Genomic DNA, 21318 nt, shown 5'->3' on the forward strand with positions numbered 1-21318 from the left:
CCCGCTAATGATTTATTTCGGATGAACCCCCCTTAAAATAATTTCCTGTAAATAAACTCCCCCTCCCCTGTAAATAAACTTCGAATTTCGGGTATATTTGATTAAACGAATCTTTTAAGGATGTGTGTACTTTGTGGAAAGAAATTTATGCGGATTTACATATACATATTGGGCGTACTTATAAAGGACGGGCAGTCAAAATTACAGGAAGTAAAAACTTGACCCTGACAAATATATTGGAAACCGCTACATCTAGAAAAGGATTGGATTTAATCGGCATTATCGATTGTCATTCACCGGAAGTCATCGAAGAAGTTGAACAGCTTCTACAAGAACAAAAAGCGACAGAATTGGCGGAAGGCGGCATTTGTTATAAAAATACGACCCTCATTTTAGGAACGGAAATCGAGATTAATGATGTGAATTGTCATGGACCGATCCATGTTCTTTGTTATATCCCAACACTTACGAAGATGAAGGAGTTTTCCGGCTGGCTCCAGCTTCATCAGAAAAATATTCATTTGAGCACACAGCGGACACGTCTTGATGCCCGGACACTGCAGGAAAAGGTCCGTGAACTTGGCGGGCTGTTTATACCGGCCCATGTATTTACCCCGTTTAAAAGTCTTTTTGGGAAAGGTGTTAAAAGCAGCTTAACGGAAGTATTTGATCCGAATCTGATTGATGGAATCGAACTTGGTTTAAGTTCGGACACGATGATGGTTAAGGGAATCAGTGAATTGGCCCCGTATAGTTTTGTGACTAATTCGGATGCACATTCTTTAGGAAAGCTTGCCCGTGAATATCAGAAAATCCGGGTAATAGATGCTAATTTTGAAGAGCTGAGAAAAGCGCTCCATCAAATTGAAGGCAGACAAATCATCGCCAATTATGGACTCAATCCCCTTCTCGGCAAATATCATGAAACGGTATGTGCCAACTGCGGTGAACAATTAATAGAAGAAGGTCATAGCCGCTGCCCTCATTGCGGAAAAGAACAGCTGATCAAAGGCGTTGCAAAAAGAATTGTGGAATTAACGGATAACCCGCAGCTTGAAATTAGCAGACCTCCGTATATTCATCAAGTTCCACTCGACTTCATTCCGGGTATCGGATCGAAAACAATCGATAAGATGCTGGATGCGTTTGGAACCGAGATGAATATTTTGCATGAGGCTTCATTGGAAGAATTGAAAAACGTCATTCCCGAAAAACTCGCAGTGCTGATCGACTTATCGAGAAAAGGAAAAATTGCCATAACCGGGGGTGGTGGTGGAGTTTACGGGAAAATTGATACGAATTGATTTGATTAACGATTTAACATTAAAATTCTTTCTGCTTTTTAAATCATCATATTCGTACACTCTACTAAGTTATAGTATACTGAGTTGATAGTAATTTTATATAAAGGCAGGGTAGGAACATAATGAAGATTAAACGTAAATTGGGCATTGGCTTCAAAATTACGAGTGGATATATTATTTTAATAGTATGTTTAATCGTTGCGGTGCTTGTCTTAAATAACCAAATAACAAGTTTACAAAAAGAACGAAACGGAATCATTAAATATGATTCTCAAATGCGTATGATGTCAAATAATCTGGAACGCCAAATTCTTAATATGGAATCCTCCTTACATCGCTATTTAATAACAGTCGATGAAACGCATTTAAATAAATATAATGAAGAAATCGCAACATGGAAAGCATCCTATGATGAGTTAAACACCATTGTTAATAGCTTTTCAAGCGGTCAGCAACAGCTGGAAGTAGTTCATAGCGGTATCGAAGATTGGATTCAAAATATCGGACAACCTCTAATGAACGCAATAGTTGCTAATGATAATGAAGAAATCCTTTCCATGTTCAACGGTACACAAAGCAGCATGGCCATTAGTGAATTGCAGCAGGATTTCACCGCTTTCCGTACGTTTGAAACAGAAGCGATTCAAGCAAAAGTTACAGAGCTTAATGATCAAAACACGGCATTAACTTATAGTCTTTTTGCAATTTTAACGCTAATTGCGACAGTAACGATCGTTATTTTCACAATTATTTCACGTAATATTGCCGGGTCGATCAACGAAGTAACAGAAGCGATCCAGGATATGAATGCTTCTGACGGTAAAGTACGAAAACGTATTACTGCCAAAACGAACGATGAAGTGCAAGATCTCGTACTGGCAACGAATTCACTTCTTACGACAATGGAAAACCGTCAGTGGTACCAAACGAACTTGGCCGAAGTTGTAACAGCCTACCAAGGTGTCGATACACTTGATGAATTGGGCGACGTATTACTGAAATCGTTGACGACTCGTACCCATTCGGTATACGGTGCATTTTTCATTCAGGATATTCGCAACCGTAACAAGTTCAATAAAATTTCTGCCTTCGCGGAAACTGGCGATGATGTAGGTCGTGACAGCTTCGAGGTTGGACAAGGCTTCATCGGTCAGAGTGTAAAAGAAAAACGTGTATTAAGCTATGACAACAAAGATAACAGCTTCCACTACTTGGAAACATCACTTGGAAATATTCCGATATCGAACGGTATTATCGTTCCTGTACTTTTCGGAAAAGAAGTTGTCGCTGTTTTTGAATTAGCTTCACTTAAGCCTTATAGCCAACAGCATCGTGATCTTATTAAAGAAGTTGTTGTACATTTAGGTGTAACGATTAACAGTATTATTGGTCGTATGGAAGTTGTTCGTCTATTAAATGAGTCACAGGCAATGACAGAAGAATTGCAAGTTCAGTCAGAAGAGCTTCAAACACAATCTGAAGAACTGAAAATGCAAACTGAAGAATTGACTACGATTAATGAACGTTTAGAAGAACGTACACGTGATGCGGAACAGAAAACGCATGAACTGGAAAAAGTACAGGTTGAGTTAAGACAGAGTGCAGAACAGCTGCGTCAAAGCTCAAATTACAAATCCGAGTTCCTTGCGAATATGTCCCATGAATTGCGTACACCGCTGAACAGTATTTTAATCTTGTCTGAAATGTTGGCGGAAAACCATGAACATCATTTATCTGAAGATGAATTGGAATATGCAAAAGTAATCCATGATTCAGGTGAAGATTTGCTGAACCTGATTAATGACATTCTGGATCTATCAAAAGTTGAAGCCGGAAAAATGGATTTATGGTTCAGAGAGATGGATGTATATGAAATTCCACAGCATATTCAAAGTTTATTCCAGCCTGTAGCGAACCAAAAAGGCCTGGAATTATCTGTGGAAGTTGCAAACGATCTTGCTGAAATTTTCCATACGGATGTAAAACGATTCCATCAAGTATTAAATAATCTGCTTTCCAATGCACTGAAGTTTACTGAGGAAGGTTCGGTAACGGTGAAGGTGGATAAAGCACGTCTAACACCTGACATGAGACACCTTAGCGACACATGGATTGCAGTTAGTGTGACAGATACAGGTATCGGTATTCCGAAAAACAAACAAAGCCTTGTCTTTGAATCGTTCCAGCAAGCGGACGGCGCAACTGTTCGCAAATATGGCGGAACTGGCTTAGGTCTATCGATTTGCCGTGAAGTTACAAAACTTCTTGGTGGCTGGATTACATTATCAAGTACTGAAGGTAAAGGCAGTACGTTTACAGTTTACTTGCCAAGCTTACCTGAAGGGAATGCTGTACATTCGAGCATTGCTGAACAGGAAGCGGTTTATACAGAAGAGACTCCTGCGTTTCCAATGGGGGAACCTAAATCAATATTTGAAGATAAGCATATTTTGATTGTTGATGATGATTACCGTAATATTTATGCGCTTCGTCAAGCATTGGAGCATAAAGGTGTTCACATTATAGAAGCTTCTAATGGTGTGGAATGTCTGAACATTTTACAGACGGCGACACGCGTGGATGCTGTTCTGATGGATATTATGATGCCTGAAATGGACGGTTACGAAGCAATGGAGCGCATCCGTAAAGATTTACAATTACATGAGCTGCCGATTATTGCATTAACAGCAAAAGCGATGAAACAAGACCAAGATCGTGCATTTGAAGCAGGGGCTTCCGATTATATAAGCAAGCCTCTAAACTTGGAACAACTATTCTCCGTACTAACGGTATGGCTCACAAGTGGGGAACGTTTACGAAATGTATAGAAAGAAGTTAGAAATACGCTTGTTATTAGAAGCGATTTACTCATTATCTGGATATGATTTCCGAAAGTATAATCAACAATCAATACTACGACGCATTGAACATCGCATGCGGCTTAACAATTTTTCTTCAATCTCTCAATTAACCGAAGCGGTTATTTACGATAAAGAGTTATTGAAAGTGCTGCTTAATGACTTTTCGATTAATGTAACAGAAATGTTCCGGGACCCCTCGTTTTTCAGGGCGTTCCGGGAAGAGATTATTCCGCAACTGAAACAGCTTGATAAAATTCGGATATGGCATGCGGGCTGTGCAACAGGCGAAGAGGTTTATTCAATGGCTATCATGCTGCATGAAGAAGGTCTGCTGGATCGTACGATGATGTATGCGACCGATATGAACGAAGATGTGCTGAAAAAGGCACAGCATGGGGCCTTCCCTCTTCATAAAATGCAAGCCTATACGAAGAATTATATTTTAGCTGGCGGGACAGAAAGCTTTTCCCAATACTATAAAACAGATGACAGCTTTGCTTCTTTCCATCCTTGCTTAAGGGAAAATATCATGTTTGCCCAGCACAATCTGGCTACAGATAAATCGTTTCAGGAATTTGATGTGATCATCTGCCGTAATGTGCTCATTTATTTTACACCTGAGCTGCAGCATGAAGTGCATCATCTCTTTTACGATAGCTTAACAAGAAGCGGATATCTGGGATTAGGCGATAAAGAAACATTGCAGTTTACGCCGCTCGTATCCAAATACCGCACCGTTAACGCAACGGAACGCATCTATCAAAAAAGATTTTAGCATTGAATAAGCAAAAAAATGGTACATCTATTACGGATGTGCCATTTTTTATTTTGGATGAGATGAAACAGCAAAAAACTCAATCTTTCTACAAGAGAAAAATTGAGTTCTTATATTTAAATCCGTTTATTAACTATTGGCACGCAATAATAGAACACACATATCATCCGGCTGATTATGCTGCTGTTCGCCTTTCACTAAATAATCGATCGGTGAAATGTCCGTCGACCAGTGGGTACTCGCAATTTTACTCAACTCTTTATCAGACTCCAGCTCACACGGACCCATCGCTTCCAATACCCCATCTGTAAAGAGAACAATTTGAATAGACGAATCATATGGAATAATCGCCTTCTCAATTTTGATATCTTCAACAAATCCTACCGCATAGCTTGTCGACGTAATCGGTACCGTCTTTTCGCCATCAACTAAAGCATAGCCATTTGGATGACCGGCATTGACATATTCTACTGTCTTTTTCTTCGTGTCGATAATAAAATACACGCCGGTAAAATAATACAATATATTTTCTTTTTCATTTTGCAGTAAATTCATATATCGATTCAACTCAGCTATAACAAGCTTAGGGTCTGTCAGCTTTTTAATGGCCTCACGCAAAACAGAGGAAATATACATACAAACAAGCGATGCAGAGACACCATGCCCCATCATATCCAATAACATGACAGCATAGCGGTCTTCATCGAGCTTGTCCCAATAATATAAATCGCCTGCCAGATTCGACGATGGCAAATAAGAAGCGGTAATCGAAATATTCGGTTCATGAACAGGTGGGCTTAAAAGGCTTTGTTGGACACGGGCTGCCAGATCCAACTCTCTTTGGATAATCTTTTCCTGATTTGTATGCCAGTCCAGTTCTTTTTTCAGCCTTTTCCCGACACGGATACGGGCTAATAACTCTATTCGATTAATTGGTTTTGTTATGTAATCAATGCCGCCAACATCTAAAGCTTCCGACAACTTCACCTTGTCTTCAAGTGCAGTGACGAAAATCACCTGGATATCTTTCCATTGAGGATTTTGTTTTAAAATACGACAAGCTTCAATTCCGTCCATCTCTGGCATCATAACATCCAATAAAATAACATTAATGTCATAGCACTTAGGAGCATTGGATGGATCTAGGTAGTCAAACATTTCTTTTGCAGATTGTACGGAAACAAACTTCTCATAACCATCACTTTTCAATATTTTTTCAATAACGAAGAGGTTAACTTGGTTATCGTCTACAACAAGAATGGTCATTACATCAACTTCTCTCTATTTTTTTAGATAAAGCATTAAATTCATTGCCCGTTCTACATAATTATACAGAAAACAACAGGTAAAAGAAATGCGGAGGCTTTCATGTTACAATTTCAGTCTATTAGTCTTATACGCTTAGCATCATTCATATAAAAATAAAGGATTAATAGACTTGTTCCGGAAAAATGCTACACGATTTTTTCTGCCTGAGGGGCAATATTTAATTGCGAATAATTTATTAAAAATTATCCTCATATATGTTTCCCACAAAAGAGGGATGGGTAAACATATAAGTTATGTTTTTTTTGAGAAATTTTGCATAGACTCTACTTTATTGGGAAAAGTGGTAGTAAACAAGATAAATAATACGCGGGCATCACGCTACACTGTATAATCTTATCTATTGCATTTGTAAGAGTATACATATTATGATGAGCATATTATTTAATGAAAAGGATTCGATCTGATGAAAGAAATTTTGCTTATACTATTATTGCAGCTACTTTACGTTCCTTTATTCACACTGCGTACTATCTTTTTAGTTAAAAATATTACAACGCTCGCTTCCATAATCGGGATCGTTGAAATGCTCATCTATGTGTTTGGTCTGTCTCTCGTTTTCAGCGGAGACCAAGGTTTTCTTGCAATGGTCGTTTATGCGGTCGGTTTTGGTCTAGGGATTATTATCGGGACGCGCATCGAGCAAAAGCTTGCGATTGGCTATATTTATGTAACGATCAATACGCAAAACCGTAATGACGAGCTGATCCAGGTTATACGTAATGAAGGATTTGCGTTAACGACATACGTTGGTGAAGGCCGTGACAGCCAGCGCTATAAATATGAAATTTTAACAAAACGAAACCGTGAAAAGGAATTATTTATGCTTGTTCAGCATCATGAGCCATCCGCATTCATTATTTCCTATGAACCGAAATCTTTTAAAGGCGGCTTCTTAGTAAAACGAATGAAGCAGCATAAGAAATATAAATAAAAAAGTCCAATGAAGAATGTGCAGTACTTTGCGCCGCTTCATTGGACTTTTTCTATTATTTCACTTTTTGAGCCGTTACTTTTTCAAGTTCCTGACCTAAAAACTTCGCAAGCTGCAGCATCGCATACTTTTCTTCTTTTGCCTCTGCATCCGGATTGTAGTTCGTATTTGTGTTGACATCATACGTAAATACTTCGCCTTTTGCATTGCGGATAAATTCAATGCCCGCTACATCAATTCCACTGTCTTTCAGGAAATTTGCGTAGTTTTCAAGCAGCTTTGTTTCATTGTTTTCGACGATTTCAAATTTTGCCCGCTGTTCTTTCGGCTCTTCCCCTACCGGACAGAACAGATCGCCAATTTGGCATACATCTGCAGGACAAAGCTCGAAGCCTTCCGATGTATCGACTTGCACTGAGTAGAAATACTCGCCGCCGATAAATTCAACACGTGTAATATACGATTCAGGTGATTCGATATACTCCTGGATCAGCACAATCCCATCAACCGGCTCTTCGTAATCCGGTTTTGCCAAATGCTCTTCAAGCGCGGCGATTGAATAGAACAGCTGTACACCCAACCCTTTTCCTGCGCGATTATGCTTCGTAATAAACGGTACGATATTCAGCGCTTTTGCAGCTTCAACAATTTGCTGTTTTCCAACAGCCGCAATTGTTTTCGGTGTTTTGATTCCATGCTTTTCCAGCGCCGTGTATTGTTTTACTTTGCTTAACTCCAAGCGAAGTGCATTGCTGCCATTCAGTACTTTTCTTCCGTGGAATTCAAGCCAGTCCAGTACCGCGCCTGTCAGTTCAGGTGCATAACGGTGATCGCGCGTATGTGATGAAGCACTCATACGGTTGTAGAATACGCCTTCCGGTGGGGCCTCTGTTAAGTTGACGATTCCCTCATCCAAATGCCAAGTTTCATATGGTAAGTTTAATTCTTCTAATCGATTTACTAAGTGACGCGTCCAATCATCATTTTCATGGATTACGTAGATTTTTGCCATCTTTCATTCCTCCGATATTGTTACAAACTGTTAAACAGAATTTTTAAAGATTGTACTTCCATCATACATTAATCCATATGTAATTAGTATGATTTAGGTTTATTACTTAAAAATAATTGCTTTGCTACGCTAAAAGAAAACATCACCCATAATACCAAAATTCATATTCAAAAAATGATATTATACATTATATAGCCATAAATTTACTAATATTTCTATTATTAATGGCATTAAGGGGATGGACATTATGGAAATAAGAGATTTGAAAAACTTTATTAAAGTTGTCGATCATAGTAGTTTCACAAAAGCTGCCGAAGAAATGTATGTTACACAATCGTCTTTAAGTAAAAGTGTAAAACGATTAGAAACTCAATTTGAGAGCCAGCTAATTATTCGTATCAAAAATAAATTACATCTAACAGATATCGGGAAAATCGTTTATCAACAAGGCCGCGAGATCATTAACTCTGTAGATGATCTCCATTTATTGATTAATCAAACGAAAAATATTGAGAACGGAAGAATCTTGCTAGGCATTCCTCAGTTGATAGGAACCTTATTTTTCCCTAAAATCGCAAAAGAATATTATGAATCACATGCCAATATTAAAATTGAATTGTTCGAACGTGGTGCAAAAAAATTAGAACAAATTTTAAATGATGGAAAAGTTGATATTGCCCTTATTGTAAAAACTCACTTAACAAAAGATGATTACAACTTTTATCCCTTTATTGAGGATGAATTTTATGTTTTTTTAAACAAGAATCACCCTTTAGCAAATCGTTCAGAACTTGCGATTTCAGAATTAAAGAATGAAAAGTTCATAATTTTCTCCGAGGAATTTACATTACATGACTATATCATCAATGCATGTAAAACAAATGGTTTTTTCCCAAACATTTTATATAAAAGCTCTCAATGGGATTTGATTTTGGAACTTACAGCTTCCCATAATGCTGTTACATTATTACCAAAATCCATCTATTCCAAAAATGTGAATCCTGATATTAAATTAATTAAATTAAAAGGGAAACCACTCTTATGGTCATTAGTTTTCATTACTTTGAAAGACTCCTATAAATCCTTCGCTCTACAAAGTTTTATTAATAAAATAGATTCCTTTAAACCTTAGTATTCCATTTTGGAATACTAAGAAGTCTCTTTATTCATTTTACTATTTTTCATACATAATATAGAATTTTAATTAAATTTAGAGCAAAAAACGGAGGAATTACATATGGCTTTATTAGGTTTTTTAACTATCGGAATTTTTTTGATTCTAATTTTTTCTAAAAAAGTATCAGTTATAGTTGCGTTAGTTTTAGTACCAATAGTCTTCGGATTAATTGGCGGGTTCGGGTTAGACCTAGGGGAAATGATGCTAAACGGTTTAACTACCGTTGCTCCAACTGGAATAATGTTAGTATTTGCGATTTTATTCTTTAGTATTATGTTAGATGCTGGATTATTCGATCCTATGATTCGCTTTATTTTAAAAATAGTCAAAGGTGATCCTCTTAAAGTAGTAATGGGTACAGCTGTACTAGCAATGCTTGTTCACCTGGATGGAAATGGTTCTGCAACATTCATTATTACAATCTCAGCGATGCTGCCTATTTATAATCGTTTAGGAATCAGCAGGCTAGTATTGGCTGGTGTAGTTGCTCTTGGGGCTGGTGTTATGAACATTGTGCCATGGGGCGGTCCGACAGCCCGTGCCATGACAGTATTGGGCGGAGAAGCTAGTGACATATTTAACCCTGTTATCCCCGCAATGATAGCAGGAATTGCTTGGGTATTATTCGCTTCTTATTTAATAGGAAGAAAAGAACGTAAGCGTTTAGGTGTTTTAACACTTGAAGAAACAGAGCTGCAATTGAATTTATCTGAAGAAGAAATGAAATATCGTCGTCCAAAACTTGTACTGTTCAATCTTCTTTTAACAATTTCGTTGCTTGTATTACTAGTAGGTGCATGGTTGCCGATGCCTGTGGTATTTATCATTGCTTTTGTAATAGCACTTATGGTGAACTATCCAAACCAAAAAGATCAGCAATCCCGAATTGCTGCACATGCCAGCAGTGTTATTCTGGTCGCTACAATGATTTTCGCAGCGGGTATATTTACGGGGATTTTAAATGGTACTGGAATGATTGAAGAGATGGCTTTGGCATTTGTTAGTTTAATACCAGAATCTATGGGAAGATTTTTACCCGTTATAGTAGCCATTACATCGATGCCCCTTAGTTTAGTATTCACACCAGATGCATATTATTTTGGCGTGTTACCCGTTATTGCAGAAACTGCTGCAAATTTGGGCATTGATCCATTTGAAATCGGACGCGCTGCAATATTAGGTCAAATGACAGTAGGTTTCCCTTTAAGTCCATTGACGGCTTCAACTTTTATTTTAATAGGATTGGCGCAAGTTGATTTAGTAGATCATCAAAAGTTTATTTTTAAATGGGCATTCATGACAACGATTGTTATGACTGTTGTTGCATTATTAATCGGAGCAATTTCAATTTGAGGTGAAAAGCATGAGAATAGGTGTAGGAACAGGGTTTGCCGGAGACCGAATTGAACCGGCAGAAATACTATTGGAAAAAGGTAATTTAGATTATTTAGTATTGGAATGTTTGGCGGAAAGAACAATTGCCTTGGCTCAAAAAAGAAAGCTTGCAAACAACAATTTAGGCTATGATCCCTTGTTAGAAAAAAGAATGCGTTCTCTTTTACCAAAATTAGCAAACAAGAAAACGCGCATTATTTCAAATATGGGTGCTGCCAACCCCATTGCCGGGGCCGAAAAAATCATTTCCATTGCACAAGAACTAAATATCAATGTAAAAGTAGCCATCGTTACTGGTGATGATGTTTTAAGTAAACTGACTGACAACTATGATATTTGGGAGTCGGGGAAAAAGCTCGGGGATTATGAAGAGATTCTTTCAGCTAATGCCTATATTGGTGCTAAAGCTTTATTGGATGCCCTAAAGTCTGATGCCCAAATCATCATTACAGGACGCGTAGCAGATCCATCCCTATTCGTTGCACCAATGATTCATGAATTCGGATGGTCGCTGGACGAATTAGATAAAATTGCTCAAGGCACAGTCGTTGGTCATTTATTGGAATGTGCAGGACAGCTCACGGGCGGATACTTTGCAGATCCAGGTATTAAGGATATAGAAGGTATGGCAACACTCGGATTCCCGTTTGCTGATATAGATTCAGACGGGACAGCTATATTCAGTAAAGTTGAGGGAACAGGTGGCGAGCTTAGCCTTGCGACGATGAAGGAACAGCTGCTTTATGAGGTATTGAATCCACATGCCTACTATACTCCTGATATTATCGCTGATTTTTCAAAAGTAAAATTTGAGTATTTAAAAAAGGATCACATTAAAGTATCCGGGGTTTCTGCAGTAGGAAAACCCGAAACGCTCAAAGTCAGCATCGGATATAATGCAGGATTGATCGGTGAAGGCGAAATTACTTATGCAGGACCTAATGCTGTTCCTCGTGCAAAATTAGCCGGAGAAATAATTCGTACACGTATCGGGCATTTATACTCTGATTTCCGTGTAGATTTAATTGGACTCAATTCAGCACATCGTAAAGAATTTAGAGATACCGATCCATATGAAATCCGTCTTAGAATAGCCGGAAAAACAAATAATCCGAACTATGCGAGCCTTGTAGGAGAAGAAGTAGAGGCATTATATACGAATGGGCCTGCTGGAGGCGGCGGTGCACGTAAGAACGTAGTGGAATTAGTAGGTATCGTTTCAACATTTATTGATGAACAGGAAGTAGTGCTGAATACGTTGTTTAAGGAGTGTAATTCTAATGAAACTGTATAACTTAGCACATTGCAGAACCGGTGATAAAGGGAATTCTTTGACGATGTCAGTCATTGCCTATAAACAGGAGGATCTGCCACTTCTAGTAGAAAAACTTACAGTGGATGTGTTAAAACAACATCTCGAAGGAATCGTATTAGGCAAAATTGAGCGATATGTACTTGAATCTATTGGCGCTATTCAATTTATTTGCCACCAAGCACTTGATACAGGCGTTACTACCTCTTTAACAATGGATACACATGGTAAATCATTAAGTTACTCCCTTCTTGAATTAGAAGTGTAAGCATTAAAAGTTATAGCTATTTAGGAGGCTAGTTTATGAATAAGGTTTTTGAATCTTTTGATAAGGCTGTTGAAGATATTAAAGATAGCACAACATTATTAGTAGGTGGATTTGGCCTTTGCGGTATTCCTGAACACCTTATCAGTGCTGTTCAAAAAAAGAATATCAAAGATTTAACAGTTGTCAGCAACAATTGCGGGGTAGATGACTTTGGTCTTGGTATCCTTTTAAAAAACCGTCAAATTAAAAAGATGATTGCTTCTTATGTTGGTGAAAATAAAACATTCGAACAGCAATTTTTATCTGGTGAATTAGATGTAGAGCTAACTCCCCAAGGTACTTTAGCGGAAAGGATCCGAGCAGGCGGCGCAGGAATCCCCGGGTTTTATACAGCCACCGGTGTCGGTACCCCAGTTGCAGAAGGTAAAGAAGTGAAAGAATTTAACGGAAAACCGTATATATTGGAAAATGCAATTCAGGGAGACTTTGCTCTTGTAAAAGCTTGGAAAGCAGATAAATCCGGTAATTTACAATTTCGAAAAACATCTCGTAATTTCAACCCTCTTGTGGCGACTGCCGGTAAAATTACCATTGTCGAGGTAGAGGAACTTGTAGAAATTGGTGATTTAAATCCTGACGAAATCCACTTACCGGGTGTTTATGTTCAACGTATTATTCATAGCCCCCATTTTGAAAAACGTATTGAACGTATGATGCTAAGGGAGGAAAACTAATGGATTCACGTACGAAGATTATTAAAACTGCCGTCCAGGAAATTGAAGATGGGATGTATGTAAATTTAGGAATTGGAATGCCAACACTTATCGCCAATGAAATCCCTTCAGATTTCAATGTATTTTTACAATCTGAAAATGGCTTACTTGGAATAGGACCCTATCCAACCTTAGATGAAGTCGATGCAGATCTGATTAATGCCGGCAAAGAAACTGTTACAGCAAGACCAGGCGCAGCTTATTTTGATAGTGCCACCAGCTTTGGCATGATTCGCGGCGGGCATATTGATTTAGCAATTTTAGGTGGCATGGAAGTTTCACAATCAGGTGACCTTGCCAACTGGATGATACCCGGAAAAGTTGTAAAAGGTATGGGCGGTGCTATGGATTTAGTCGTAGGCGCTAAAAAGGTAATTGTCATTATGGAACATACTAACAAATACGGTGAATCTAAAGTAAAAAAAGAATGTTCTTTACCCCTGACAGGAAGAAGTGTTGTACATCGCTTGATTACTGATTTAGCCGTATTTGATTTTAAAGATGATCAAATGACTTTAGTTGGATTACAGGAAGGTGTTACAGTGGAAGAAGTCATCGAAAAAACTGAGGCATCTTTTATTAATGCACTATAAGAACCTATCCTCACATTGACCTTTTCGGATACACTATTACGCTTTATATTTTTCACTGAAAAAGTAATACGAATCGACAAATACTATAATGGAAAAATCCCTCAAGGAAAAAATCTTGAGGGATTTTTCTAACGTGAATACTCAGCAACTTTATTACGCCCTGCCTGTTTTGCTCCGATATAAAGGGCACGGTCGGCGTTGCGCAGAAGCCCTTTTGTTTCATTCGTGTCGTCCGGTACGTTTGAAACACCGATACTCACTGTTACAAATACCAGTTCTTTCTGACCTTCTTCGGCTAAATCGGATTCAATTAAAAATGGTGTTACTTCCACACATTGACGAATTTCTTCACCTAATTGCACTGCCTCTTCCTTCGTCATATGCGGCAACAGCATGACAAACTCCTCTCCCCCATACCTTGCCAAAACCGCTTCTTCCGGAACAAAGTTTTCCAGCAGCTTCGCGAAATTTTGAAGGATAATATTACCCGCATGATGGCCATACGTGTCATTAATTCGTTTGAAATAATCGATATCCATCATTAGCAATGAAAACTGCAGATGGGGGTTCGCTATGATGCGTTCCTGCTCCATCACTAGTCTTTTATCTAAAAAATGATAATTATAGAGACCAGTTAATGCACATGTCTCACTTTTCTCAACTGCCGCGCTGAAATACTTCGCTTTTTCAAGTGACACGGCAAAATACGTGGACAGTAAGTGAACGATATCCATCTGATACTTTTCAAATGCATTCTTTTTACGCGCTGTTAAGACGAGTGTTCCTTCTGTTTTCTGGTTACGGTGTATAGGAACAATCATGACACTGTTCATATCAAGAGGAATAAAATCAGGTGCATCTTTTTCCCATTCTTTTGCACTGGAGAACACTTTCTTGTCTTCCGTCTGGAAACAAATATGAATAAAAGAATCGCGGATTGAATCGGAATCAGCCTGAATTTCGATATCCTTTCCATCTACTCGTGCACGCAATATCACGTATTTTCCCTGAATATGGTCGACAAGATACATTGCATCATGTGCAAACAGCTGACTTACCCGGTGCATAAACAGTTCAATAATTTGCTGTGCGCTTAATCGATCTGCAAGCTCATGACCAAACTCGCTTGCTTTACTGAGCGAATGGTTGACCCGTTCCGAAATATTGTACATTTTTGCAATAAACGTTATCGCAAAAAACGGAATGCCGAGCAGGAAAATCGCTGGTGCCCCTATACTATTAATCAAGATAACTAGTGTAACTGCAAACGGGATCGTAATAGTCGCACTGCCATAATCCCATAATATATGTTCACTGAAAAACTTTTCGTTTTCTCCTGTAAAACGGTCACGCACATACAAAATCGTATGATTGATAAACAAATGCAAGCCGACAAATACTGTTCCGTAAAGCAGTAAATGCGTTAAATTCGAATTCCCTACTTCAAACCCTGCTAAATGTACAATGCCAGCAGCGAAAAACGACGTATAGGCAAACATCCACGAAGTAAAAATAATGCGGTAAAATGCATCTTTATGATTTCTCATCTGGTAAATAATCGGCAAAATACTTAACTGTACGATCAGCATTTCTGCCCCGACACCATACAGCAAAAAGGCTGCCAATGTCACCCATTGGGAAAGAATAATCGTCGTATTCCTAATTTGGAATGGTATCGCTGTTGTAATGAGCGCGAAAATAGACAAATAGACGAAAATTTCCCAGTCAATCGGCTGACTTGGAAACAGAAAATATAATCCGTAAATAAGGGGTAGCCCAGTAGCTAACCAAAGCAATAATACATTCTGTTTCGTTCTTCGATTAAATTCCATACCGGGCCCCCTCCCCTTTTAACTGAAATGTCTGACAACATTTAGTATAACATGACTACTAAGGAATGTAGCATGTTTTAGTTCCTAATTTTTTATTTCTATTATCCTAATAATTAGGGAATTGATAGGTTTTTAGCTTTATCGTACTGTAAAATAATAACATAATTTTACAATTATTCAATAATATTATTTGAAATAAGCCAAAAAATGTAAATATTTTATTTAGACTGCTGGATTACTTTTTCTACATTATTCCATACATAAATCTCTTCATTTAATATCTCACCTGCTATATTTAATTGAACGGTTTTAACATACTCAGCACTATAATATTGATAAAACTGTCTTGTTTTATTCTCTGCTAAAACTTCAACATAGATTTTTTGATAACCCTGCTCTAAAAAGACATTCATAATTTGATTCAGTAGTTTTTTCCCGACTCTTTTGCCTTGCCATTCTTCAAGTAAATAAATCGATGTTAAATCGCTTGCTCCTGCCTCTTCATTTGTATTACGTTTGCCCCCTGTGACAAAACCAATAATTTCTCCCTCATTTTCTGCAACAAATATCATACTAGGCTTATCTGAAATATTGTTCTCCCAAAGTTTTGTACGTTGCTCATAGCTTAGCCCATCCAGAAAGCTCTGGGGAATAATGCCTTTATATGTAGTTCGCCAACTATCAACATGGACTTTGGCAATCCCCGGTGCATCACTTATAGTTGCTCTGCGAATAATCATGACTTCTCTTCCCTTCCTAATTAAAGTATTTCAAATTGCTCAATTTCACCTGTTAGCATATCTTTCAACTCATATCGTCCGCTCTGAATTTCATTTTCTCCTAAAATAATTACTTTCCGGATTTTTTCACGATTTGCTTTTTCCATCGCTTTTCGCAATTTCTTTCCGCTTAATTCGACTTCTACACGATTTCCTTGCTGGCGTAATTGCCATGCTAAACGCATTGCTTCTTTTTCCGTATTTAATGGAATAATAAAAATATCTACTAACGCCTCGTTGGCATGAATTTCTCTTTGCTCCATCGCTGTATAAATAACATCCAAACCAAATGAAATGCCGACAGTCGAAATTTTTTCCTCTGAACCGATCAAGCCTCCAATGGCATTATCGTACCGACCGCCGCCTCCAATACTTGATTTAATGGCACCATCTTTTAGAAACAGCTCATAAATCGTTCCTGTATAAATTTCCAGACCACGGGCTAAAAAGGGGTTAAATACACAACTCTCTCCGACATTTAAAACTTGTAAATAATCTATCAGCTCCACTAATTCTTCAAAGCCTTGCTTAATTAATTCATTCTCCATACGGTACTTCTCGAAATATGCGAGTGTCGGATTAGCGTTCAAAAATTGCTTAATCAATTCAATTGTGGAAGGTAATAGGTTCTGTTCTTCCAGTTCTTTCAGTAAAGTGATTTGATCTATTTTCTCCATCTTATCGAGTATAAGAATGACGCTGTTTAATTTTGTTTGAGGAACTTCAAAAAATTGCAGTAATCCTGCCAATAGCTTGCGGTTATTGAATTGAATCACCATTTCAATATTCAACTTGTTAAATGCATCAATTGTCATCATCATCAGTTCAGCCTCTGCTGACTGGGACTCGATGCCAACAACATCCACATCGCATTGAGTAAACTCTCTAAACCTTCCTGCTTTTATCGGCCCATCCCGGAAGACTTTCCCGATTTCATAACGTTTAAAAGGCATTGATAATTGTGGGTTCATCGCAATCACTTTCGCAAAAGGTATCGTTAAATCATAACGGAGTGCTAAATCACGTTCCCCTCGATCTGTTAATGTGTACATTTCCTTTAAAATTTCCGCCCCACCTGCATATTTGGAAGCCATTAACTTTGTATAGTTTAATATCGGTGTCTCCAATGGCTTGCATCCATACAATATAAACGTATCTTCTAATGTGCGCCGAATGTTGCGTCTGATGACTTCCTGCGTTGGCAAATAATCCTGTGTTCCTCTTACGTTTTGATAGTCCATCTTTTTCATACGAATCCTCCTATTTTTGAGAAATAAAAAAATCGTATAATGATAAAGCTCCAAAGCGGCTTTATTATACGATTCAATGCGAAAAAGTCTTCCTATTCATTATTAAAAATTTAATAAAGATAGCAAGACTACTTAATATGAAGATGTAATTGTGCAAACTGCTGAGAATATATGATGCCTTTCATAAAGTTCTCTCCCTTTTTTTAATTACTACACTATACCGTATGCTTCCATAATGTGTCAACTCTGGTTTAAGAATTTTCTATTTATAACTGTGGGAAGTTCTAATATATTTTGAGATGTTCTAAAATATTTTTATTTCTTCTAATAAAGTTACGGTTTTCTAATATATTCGACTGGTGTTCTAAAAAGGGGGTGCGTTGTTCTAATATGACCGTCTGATTAGCTAATATCACTCGCACTTCTTCTAATATTCCGCAGGTTTCTTCTAATAAAAACCATCTTCAGAGAGAACTTCCTAATAATTGTTAATTATATGCAAAATTTTTTTATTTCATTTATTAAATGACAAGTATACGTTAAAATTGTAAATGTTGGAGGTCGAACTTCTACATAATGTATTTATTGTAAAGGACTGATGGAATGAAAAGAAGATGGTTGTTTTTTATAAGTCTTCTCGTTGTAGTCGTGCTCTCTGCCTGCTCACAGAAGTCAGAGGAAGAGACAAAGGAACGGGTGAAAATTGGTGTCATGCTGTCAGATGCAGGACTTGGCGATCAGTCGTTTTCAGATCTTGCTTTTGAAGGTCTTGAGAAAGCACGCGATGAACTAGATATTACGTTTGATTACCGTGAACTTGAATTTACCGGTACATATAAGCAAGGATTGGAAGAACTCGTTGCGGAAGGACAGGATCTGATTATTGGGATCGGGTTTACAGTCCAGGAGGATATGGAAGCAGTAGCTGCTGCTAATCCGGACGAGCAATTTATATTAATCGACGCAGTGTCTGACCTGCCGAATGTTCACAATATAACTTTTAAAGAAGATGAAGGTTCCTATCTGCTAGGGGCACTCGCTGCGATGAAAACAGATAGTAATACAATCGGATTTATCGGTGGTGTTAAAAATGAAGTAATCGAGCGTTTTGAAACCGGATTTAAAGCAGGTGCCAAACAAGTAAAACCTGACATAGAAGTGTTATCCGAATATGCAGGTGATTTCGGGGATGATCAGCTAGGTGCTTCGATTGCCCGCGATATGATTGAGCAAGGTGCGGATTATATTTATCCTGCTGCCGGTTTTACAGGGGTCGGCTCTATTTTGGCGGCACAGGAAGCCGGTGTACATGCATTCGGTGTGGACAGCGATCAGTTTTTCCTTGCTGAGGATACGATTGTTTCTTCGATGCTAAAACAGGTGGATACTGCTGTTTATGAGGCAATTAAAGAAATCGCGGAAACAGGGACACTTTCGGAAAAAGATAAAGTGCTTGGCATTAAAGAAAATGGTGTAAGTCTTGCACCAATCCGTGTTGTGAATTTAACTGCACAGGAACAAAAGCAAATTGAACAGTTACAGCAGGAGCTTGCGGACGGTCAAGTGACGATTAAGTAGAAGAAAGGATCGTACAACAGTGAAATTAAAACAGAAAATATTAACGTTGGCATTGGTACCGCTGCTACTGGCTGTCTGTATTATCGGCTATAATATTAGCCAGCTTATGAGCCTGAACGCATCAACGGAAGAAGTCGTGGATTCCTTAGTTGCCGTTGAGGAATTAAACAGCTCGGTTCAAAGCCTGCAAAAATCATTGAGCGTCTATTCGATCAATGTATCCGAGAACAACAAATATAATATCGAAACGGATTTAGCGAGAACTGAAGAAGTTTATAACAATCTGAAAGGCAGTTTTTCAACAGAACGCCAACGTCAAATTAGTGGACAGTTTGAAGAAAAGTTCGCAAAAATTTCCGAAGCGACTGCCGCTTCCCTACAGGAAACAAATGTCGCGGAAATTAAGCGTCAATCCCAGCGTACGCGAGGAATCGTCAATGATGTAATCGAGCTGAAACGCGATGTGAGTGCAAACTATACGGCGATGCAGCAAGAGCTTGGCAATAAAATAAATGCGATTACATGGATTTCCATTATTTCTGCTATCGTGCTTATTATCGTAAGTGTCGTGTCGGCACTGTATTTCACAAACAGAATTGTTGGCCGCATCGGTCGATTAACGACAGGCGCCAAAGAAATTGCTGCTGGGAATTTAAATGTGCAGTTTGAAGATCAGGAGGCTGATGATGAAGTTGGTGAACTGCAAACTTCATTCCGCCAAATGACAGGCAACTTAAAGGAAATCATTACGCATGTATCGGACAGTTCAGATCAGGTTGCAGCATCTGCCGAGGAGCTGATGGCCAGTGCCGATGAAACAATGCTTGGTACGGAACTGATTTCCACTTCCATTCAAAATGTATCGGACGCAGCGGACAAGCAAAAAGAAATGTCGAGCTCCTCTGCCGCCTTTGCACAGAAAGTACTGGAAGAAGCTGAAGAAATTGCGAATCAGGCAACTCAGGCGACCGCATTGTCTATTTCAACTAATGAAAAAATTGAGAAAGGTTCGGTGTATGTAGAAAACACCGTATCTCAAATGAACCTCATTCAGTCGACAGTAGAAGAAACAGCGGATTCGTTAACACTTCTTGCTAGCCGTACGACTGAAATCGTAAATATTTTAAAGCTTGTACAGGATATTTCCGATCAGACGAACCTGCTTGCACTGAATGCTGCAATTGAAGCAGCGCGTGCGGGTGAAGCTGGTAAAGGCTTTGCTGTTGTGGCGGATGAAGTGAAGAAATTATCCGAGCAGACGAAGCAGTCCGTATCCGATATTTCGCGTATTGCTGCTGAAATTGAAAATGATACGACGACAACCGTTTCATCGATCCAGCAAGTGAAAGAACGCGTCAATGCCGGGATTACAATTTCGCATGATACGAAGGCAACGTTTGACGAGATTCTTGCTATTATTGGGCAAGTACAAAATCAGGTAAATGAAATTACCGCTGTATCTGACAGCATCCATTCGAAAATGGAATCGGTGTCAGAGCAGTCACTGCAAATGGCTGCGGTTTCCGAAACTACTGCAGACAATGCTGTGTCGGTAGCATCCGCTTCTGAGGAGCAGCTTGCTTCGATGTCGGAAGTGAATACTGCAGCCGGTTCCCTTGCTCATCTAGCTGAAGAGCTGCAAGGTATTGTGGCGAAGTTTAGAACTTAATATTATGTTCCAACCGAAATCCTTTAATAGGGTTTCGGTTTTTTTATTGGGTTGGGGTGGATGGGCTGGGTTTATTAGAAGAATTGATACCGATATTGGAAGTCCGCGGAGGGTATTAGAACATCTGTTAAGTTTATTAGAAGAGTTATATAAACGGGCTTCGAGTATGGCGAAGTTTCTTTATTTTACGAGTTGCGGGATACGGTTTCATGTTTTATTAGAAGAGTTGAATCTGATATTAGAAGATCACGAGTGGTTATTAGAACATCTGTTAAGTTTATTAGAAGTTATCTTTAAACGTGTTTAAAGTATAGGGTTGTTTTGCTTATGTAGCGAGTTGCGGGGTACGGTTTCATGTTTTATTAGAAGAGTTGAACCTGATATTAGAAGATCACGAGTCGTTATTAGAACATACATCGCCTTTATTAGCACATCTCGGATACTTATTAGAACAACCGGCACTTATATTAGAACATCGGA

General features: G+C 38.5%; 17 protein-coding genes. 12 read left to right on the plus strand and 5 right to left on the minus strand.

Annotated elements, in window-relative coordinates; all coding sequences use genetic code 11:
• The first annotated feature begins 131 nt into the window (after positions 1 to 131).
• The 3 genes from MKY27_RS13425 to MKY27_RS13435 all read left to right on the plus strand — a co-directional run bounded on the left by MKY27_RS13425 (position 132) and on the right by MKY27_RS13435 (position 4940).
• Positions 132 to 1304: an endonuclease Q family protein gene (locus MKY27_RS13425; RefSeq protein WP_339195653.1), complete on the plus strand. Its 1173-nt coding sequence runs from the start codon at positions 132 to 134 to the stop codon at positions 1302 to 1304.
• 122 nt (positions 1305 to 1426) lie between these two features.
• Positions 1427 to 4132, plus strand: a complete 2706-nt coding sequence (locus tag MKY27_RS13430; protein WP_339195656.1) for an ATP-binding protein — start codon at positions 1427 to 1429, stop codon at positions 4130 to 4132.
• Positions 4125 to 4940, plus strand: a complete 816-nt coding sequence (locus tag MKY27_RS13435) for a protein-glutamate O-methyltransferase CheR (RefSeq protein ID WP_339195659.1) — start codon at positions 4125 to 4127, stop codon at positions 4938 to 4940. Before MKY27_RS13430 ends, MKY27_RS13435 begins: the two co-directional genes overlap by 8 nt.
• A gap of 129 nt (positions 4941 to 5069) precedes the next feature.
• Here MKY27_RS13435 and MKY27_RS13440 read toward each other — a convergent pair whose 3' ends face one another.
• Entirely contained in the window at positions 5070 to 6206 is a 1137-nt protein-coding gene (locus tag MKY27_RS13440; protein WP_339195661.1) for a fused response regulator/phosphatase, read from the minus strand.
• A 466-nt stretch (positions 6207 to 6672) separates the two neighbouring features.
• On the opposite strand from MKY27_RS13440, the gene MKY27_RS13445 reads away from it, so the two are divergent.
• Positions 6673 to 7200, plus strand: coding sequence for a DUF2179 domain-containing protein (locus tag MKY27_RS13445; protein ID WP_339195664.1), 528 nt, complete (start codon positions 6673 to 6675; stop codon positions 7198 to 7200).
• Positions 7201 to 7255: 55 nt separating this feature from the next.
• Here the strand turns inward: MKY27_RS13445 and MKY27_RS13450 are convergent, their stop codons facing one another.
• Positions 7256 to 8212, minus strand: a complete 957-nt coding sequence (locus MKY27_RS13450; protein ID WP_339195667.1) for an alpha-L-glutamate ligase — start codon at positions 8210 to 8212, stop codon at positions 7256 to 7258.
• 247 nt (positions 8213 to 8459) lie between these two features.
• Here MKY27_RS13450 and MKY27_RS13455 point away from each other — a divergent pair, with 247 nt between their 5' ends.
• The 6 genes from MKY27_RS13455 (at position 8460) to MKY27_RS13480 (ending at position 13730) form a co-directional block, all read left to right on the plus strand.
• Positions 8460 to 9344, plus strand: coding sequence for a LysR family transcriptional regulator (locus MKY27_RS13455; protein ID WP_339195671.1), 885 nt, complete (start codon positions 8460 to 8462; stop codon positions 9342 to 9344).
• 105 nt (positions 9345 to 9449) lie between these two features.
• A complete protein-coding gene (locus MKY27_RS13460; RefSeq protein ID WP_339195673.1) occupies positions 9450 to 10742 on the plus strand; it encodes a citrate:proton symporter in 1293 nt (430 codons plus the stop codon).
• Positions 10743 to 10752: 10 nt separating this feature from the next.
• The gene (locus MKY27_RS13465; RefSeq protein ID WP_339195676.1) at positions 10753 to 12078 is read left to right on the plus strand and encodes an acyclic terpene utilization AtuA family protein; all 1326 of its coding nucleotides are present in this window, start codon (positions 10753 to 10755) and stop codon (positions 12076 to 12078) included.
• Positions 12065 to 12364, plus strand: a complete 300-nt coding sequence (locus MKY27_RS13470) for a hypothetical protein (RefSeq protein ID WP_339195677.1) — start codon at positions 12065 to 12067, stop codon at positions 12362 to 12364. Before MKY27_RS13465 ends, MKY27_RS13470 begins: the two co-directional genes overlap by 14 nt.
• A 35-nt stretch (positions 12365 to 12399) precedes the next feature.
• The gene (locus MKY27_RS13475) at positions 12400 to 13098 is read left to right on the plus strand and encodes a CoA transferase subunit A (protein WP_339195678.1); all 699 of its coding nucleotides are present in this window, start codon (positions 12400 to 12402) and stop codon (positions 13096 to 13098) included.
• The gene (locus MKY27_RS13480; protein ID WP_339195679.1) at positions 13098 to 13730 is read left to right on the plus strand and encodes a 3-oxoacid CoA-transferase subunit B; all 633 of its coding nucleotides are present in this window, start codon (positions 13098 to 13100) and stop codon (positions 13728 to 13730) included. Before MKY27_RS13475 ends, MKY27_RS13480 begins: the two co-directional genes overlap by 1 nt.
• Before the next feature lie 128 nt (positions 13731 to 13858).
• Here MKY27_RS13480 and MKY27_RS13485 read toward each other — a convergent pair whose 3' ends face one another.
• The 3 genes from MKY27_RS13485 to MKY27_RS13495 form a co-directional block, all read right to left on the minus strand.
• Positions 13859 to 15562 (minus strand): sensor domain-containing diguanylate cyclase, encoded by a 1704-nt coding sequence (locus tag MKY27_RS13485; RefSeq protein WP_339195681.1) that lies wholly within the window; start codon positions 15560 to 15562, stop codon positions 13859 to 13861.
• Positions 15563 to 15780: 218 nt separating this feature from the next.
• Positions 15781 to 16302: a GNAT family N-acetyltransferase gene (locus tag MKY27_RS13490; protein ID WP_339195684.1), complete on the minus strand. Its 522-nt coding sequence runs from the start codon at positions 16300 to 16302 to the stop codon at positions 15781 to 15783.
• Positions 16303 to 16322: 20 nt separating this feature from the next.
• On the minus strand, positions 16323 to 17591 hold the full coding sequence (locus tag MKY27_RS13495; protein WP_339195687.1) for a histidine--tRNA ligase: 1269 nt from the start codon (positions 17589 to 17591) through the stop codon (positions 16323 to 16325).
• A gap of 603 nt (positions 17592 to 18194) precedes the next feature.
• On the opposite strand from MKY27_RS13495, the gene MKY27_RS13500 reads away from it, so the two are divergent.
• Positions 18195 to 19169 (plus strand): BMP family ABC transporter substrate-binding protein, encoded by a 975-nt coding sequence (locus tag MKY27_RS13500; protein WP_339195690.1) that lies wholly within the window; start codon positions 18195 to 18197, stop codon positions 19167 to 19169.
• 19 nt (positions 19170 to 19188) lie between these two features.
• On the plus strand, positions 19189 to 20838 hold the full coding sequence (locus MKY27_RS13505; protein ID WP_339195693.1) for a methyl-accepting chemotaxis protein: 1650 nt from the start codon (positions 19189 to 19191) through the stop codon (positions 20836 to 20838).
• Positions 20839 to 21318 lie beyond the last annotated feature (480 nt).

Source organism: Solibacillus sp. FSL R5-0449 (assembly GCF_037975215.1).
Lineage (GTDB): Bacteria > Bacillota > Bacilli > Bacillales_A > Planococcaceae > Solibacillus.

Coding starts and splice junctions, on each gene's coding strand:
- MKY27_RS13430 (WP_339195656.1), top strand. CDS start 1,427: ATGAAGATTAAACGTAAATTGGGCATTGGCTTCAAAATTACGAGTGGA.
- MKY27_RS13435 (WP_339195659.1), top strand. CDS start 4,125: ATGTATAGAAAGAAGTTAGAAATACGCTTGTTATTAGAAGCGATTTAC.
- MKY27_RS13440 (WP_339195661.1), bottom strand. CDS start 6,206: ATGACCATTCTTGTTGTAGACGATAACCAAGTTAACCTCTTCGTTATT.
- MKY27_RS13445 (WP_339195664.1), top strand. CDS start 6,673: ATGAAAGAAATTTTGCTTATACTATTATTGCAGCTACTTTACGTTCCT.
- MKY27_RS13450 (WP_339195667.1), bottom strand. CDS start 8,212: ATGGCAAAAATCTACGTAATCCATGAAAATGATGATTGGACGCGTCAC.
- MKY27_RS13455 (WP_339195671.1), top strand. CDS start 8,460: ATGGAAATAAGAGATTTGAAAAACTTTATTAAAGTTGTCGATCATAGT.
- MKY27_RS13460 (WP_339195673.1), top strand. CDS start 9,450: ATGGCTTTATTAGGTTTTTTAACTATCGGAATTTTTTTGATTCTAATT.
- MKY27_RS13465 (WP_339195676.1), top strand. CDS start 10,753: ATGAGAATAGGTGTAGGAACAGGGTTTGCCGGAGACCGAATTGAACCG.
- MKY27_RS13470 (WP_339195677.1), top strand. CDS start 12,065: ATGAAACTGTATAACTTAGCACATTGCAGAACCGGTGATAAAGGGAAT.
- MKY27_RS13475 (WP_339195678.1), top strand. CDS start 12,400: ATGAATAAGGTTTTTGAATCTTTTGATAAGGCTGTTGAAGATATTAAA.
- MKY27_RS13480 (WP_339195679.1), top strand. CDS start 13,098: ATGGATTCACGTACGAAGATTATTAAAACTGCCGTCCAGGAAATTGAA.
- MKY27_RS13485 (WP_339195681.1), bottom strand. CDS start 15,562: ATGGAATTTAATCGAAGAACGAAACAGAATGTATTATTGCTTTGGTTA.
- MKY27_RS13490 (WP_339195684.1), bottom strand. CDS start 16,302: ATGATTATTCGCAGAGCAACTATAAGTGATGCACCGGGGATTGCCAAA.
- MKY27_RS13495 (WP_339195687.1), bottom strand. CDS start 17,591: ATGAAAAAGATGGACTATCAAAACGTAAGAGGAACACAGGATTATTTG.
- MKY27_RS13500 (WP_339195690.1), top strand. CDS start 18,195: ATGAAAAGAAGATGGTTGTTTTTTATAAGTCTTCTCGTTGTAGTCGTG.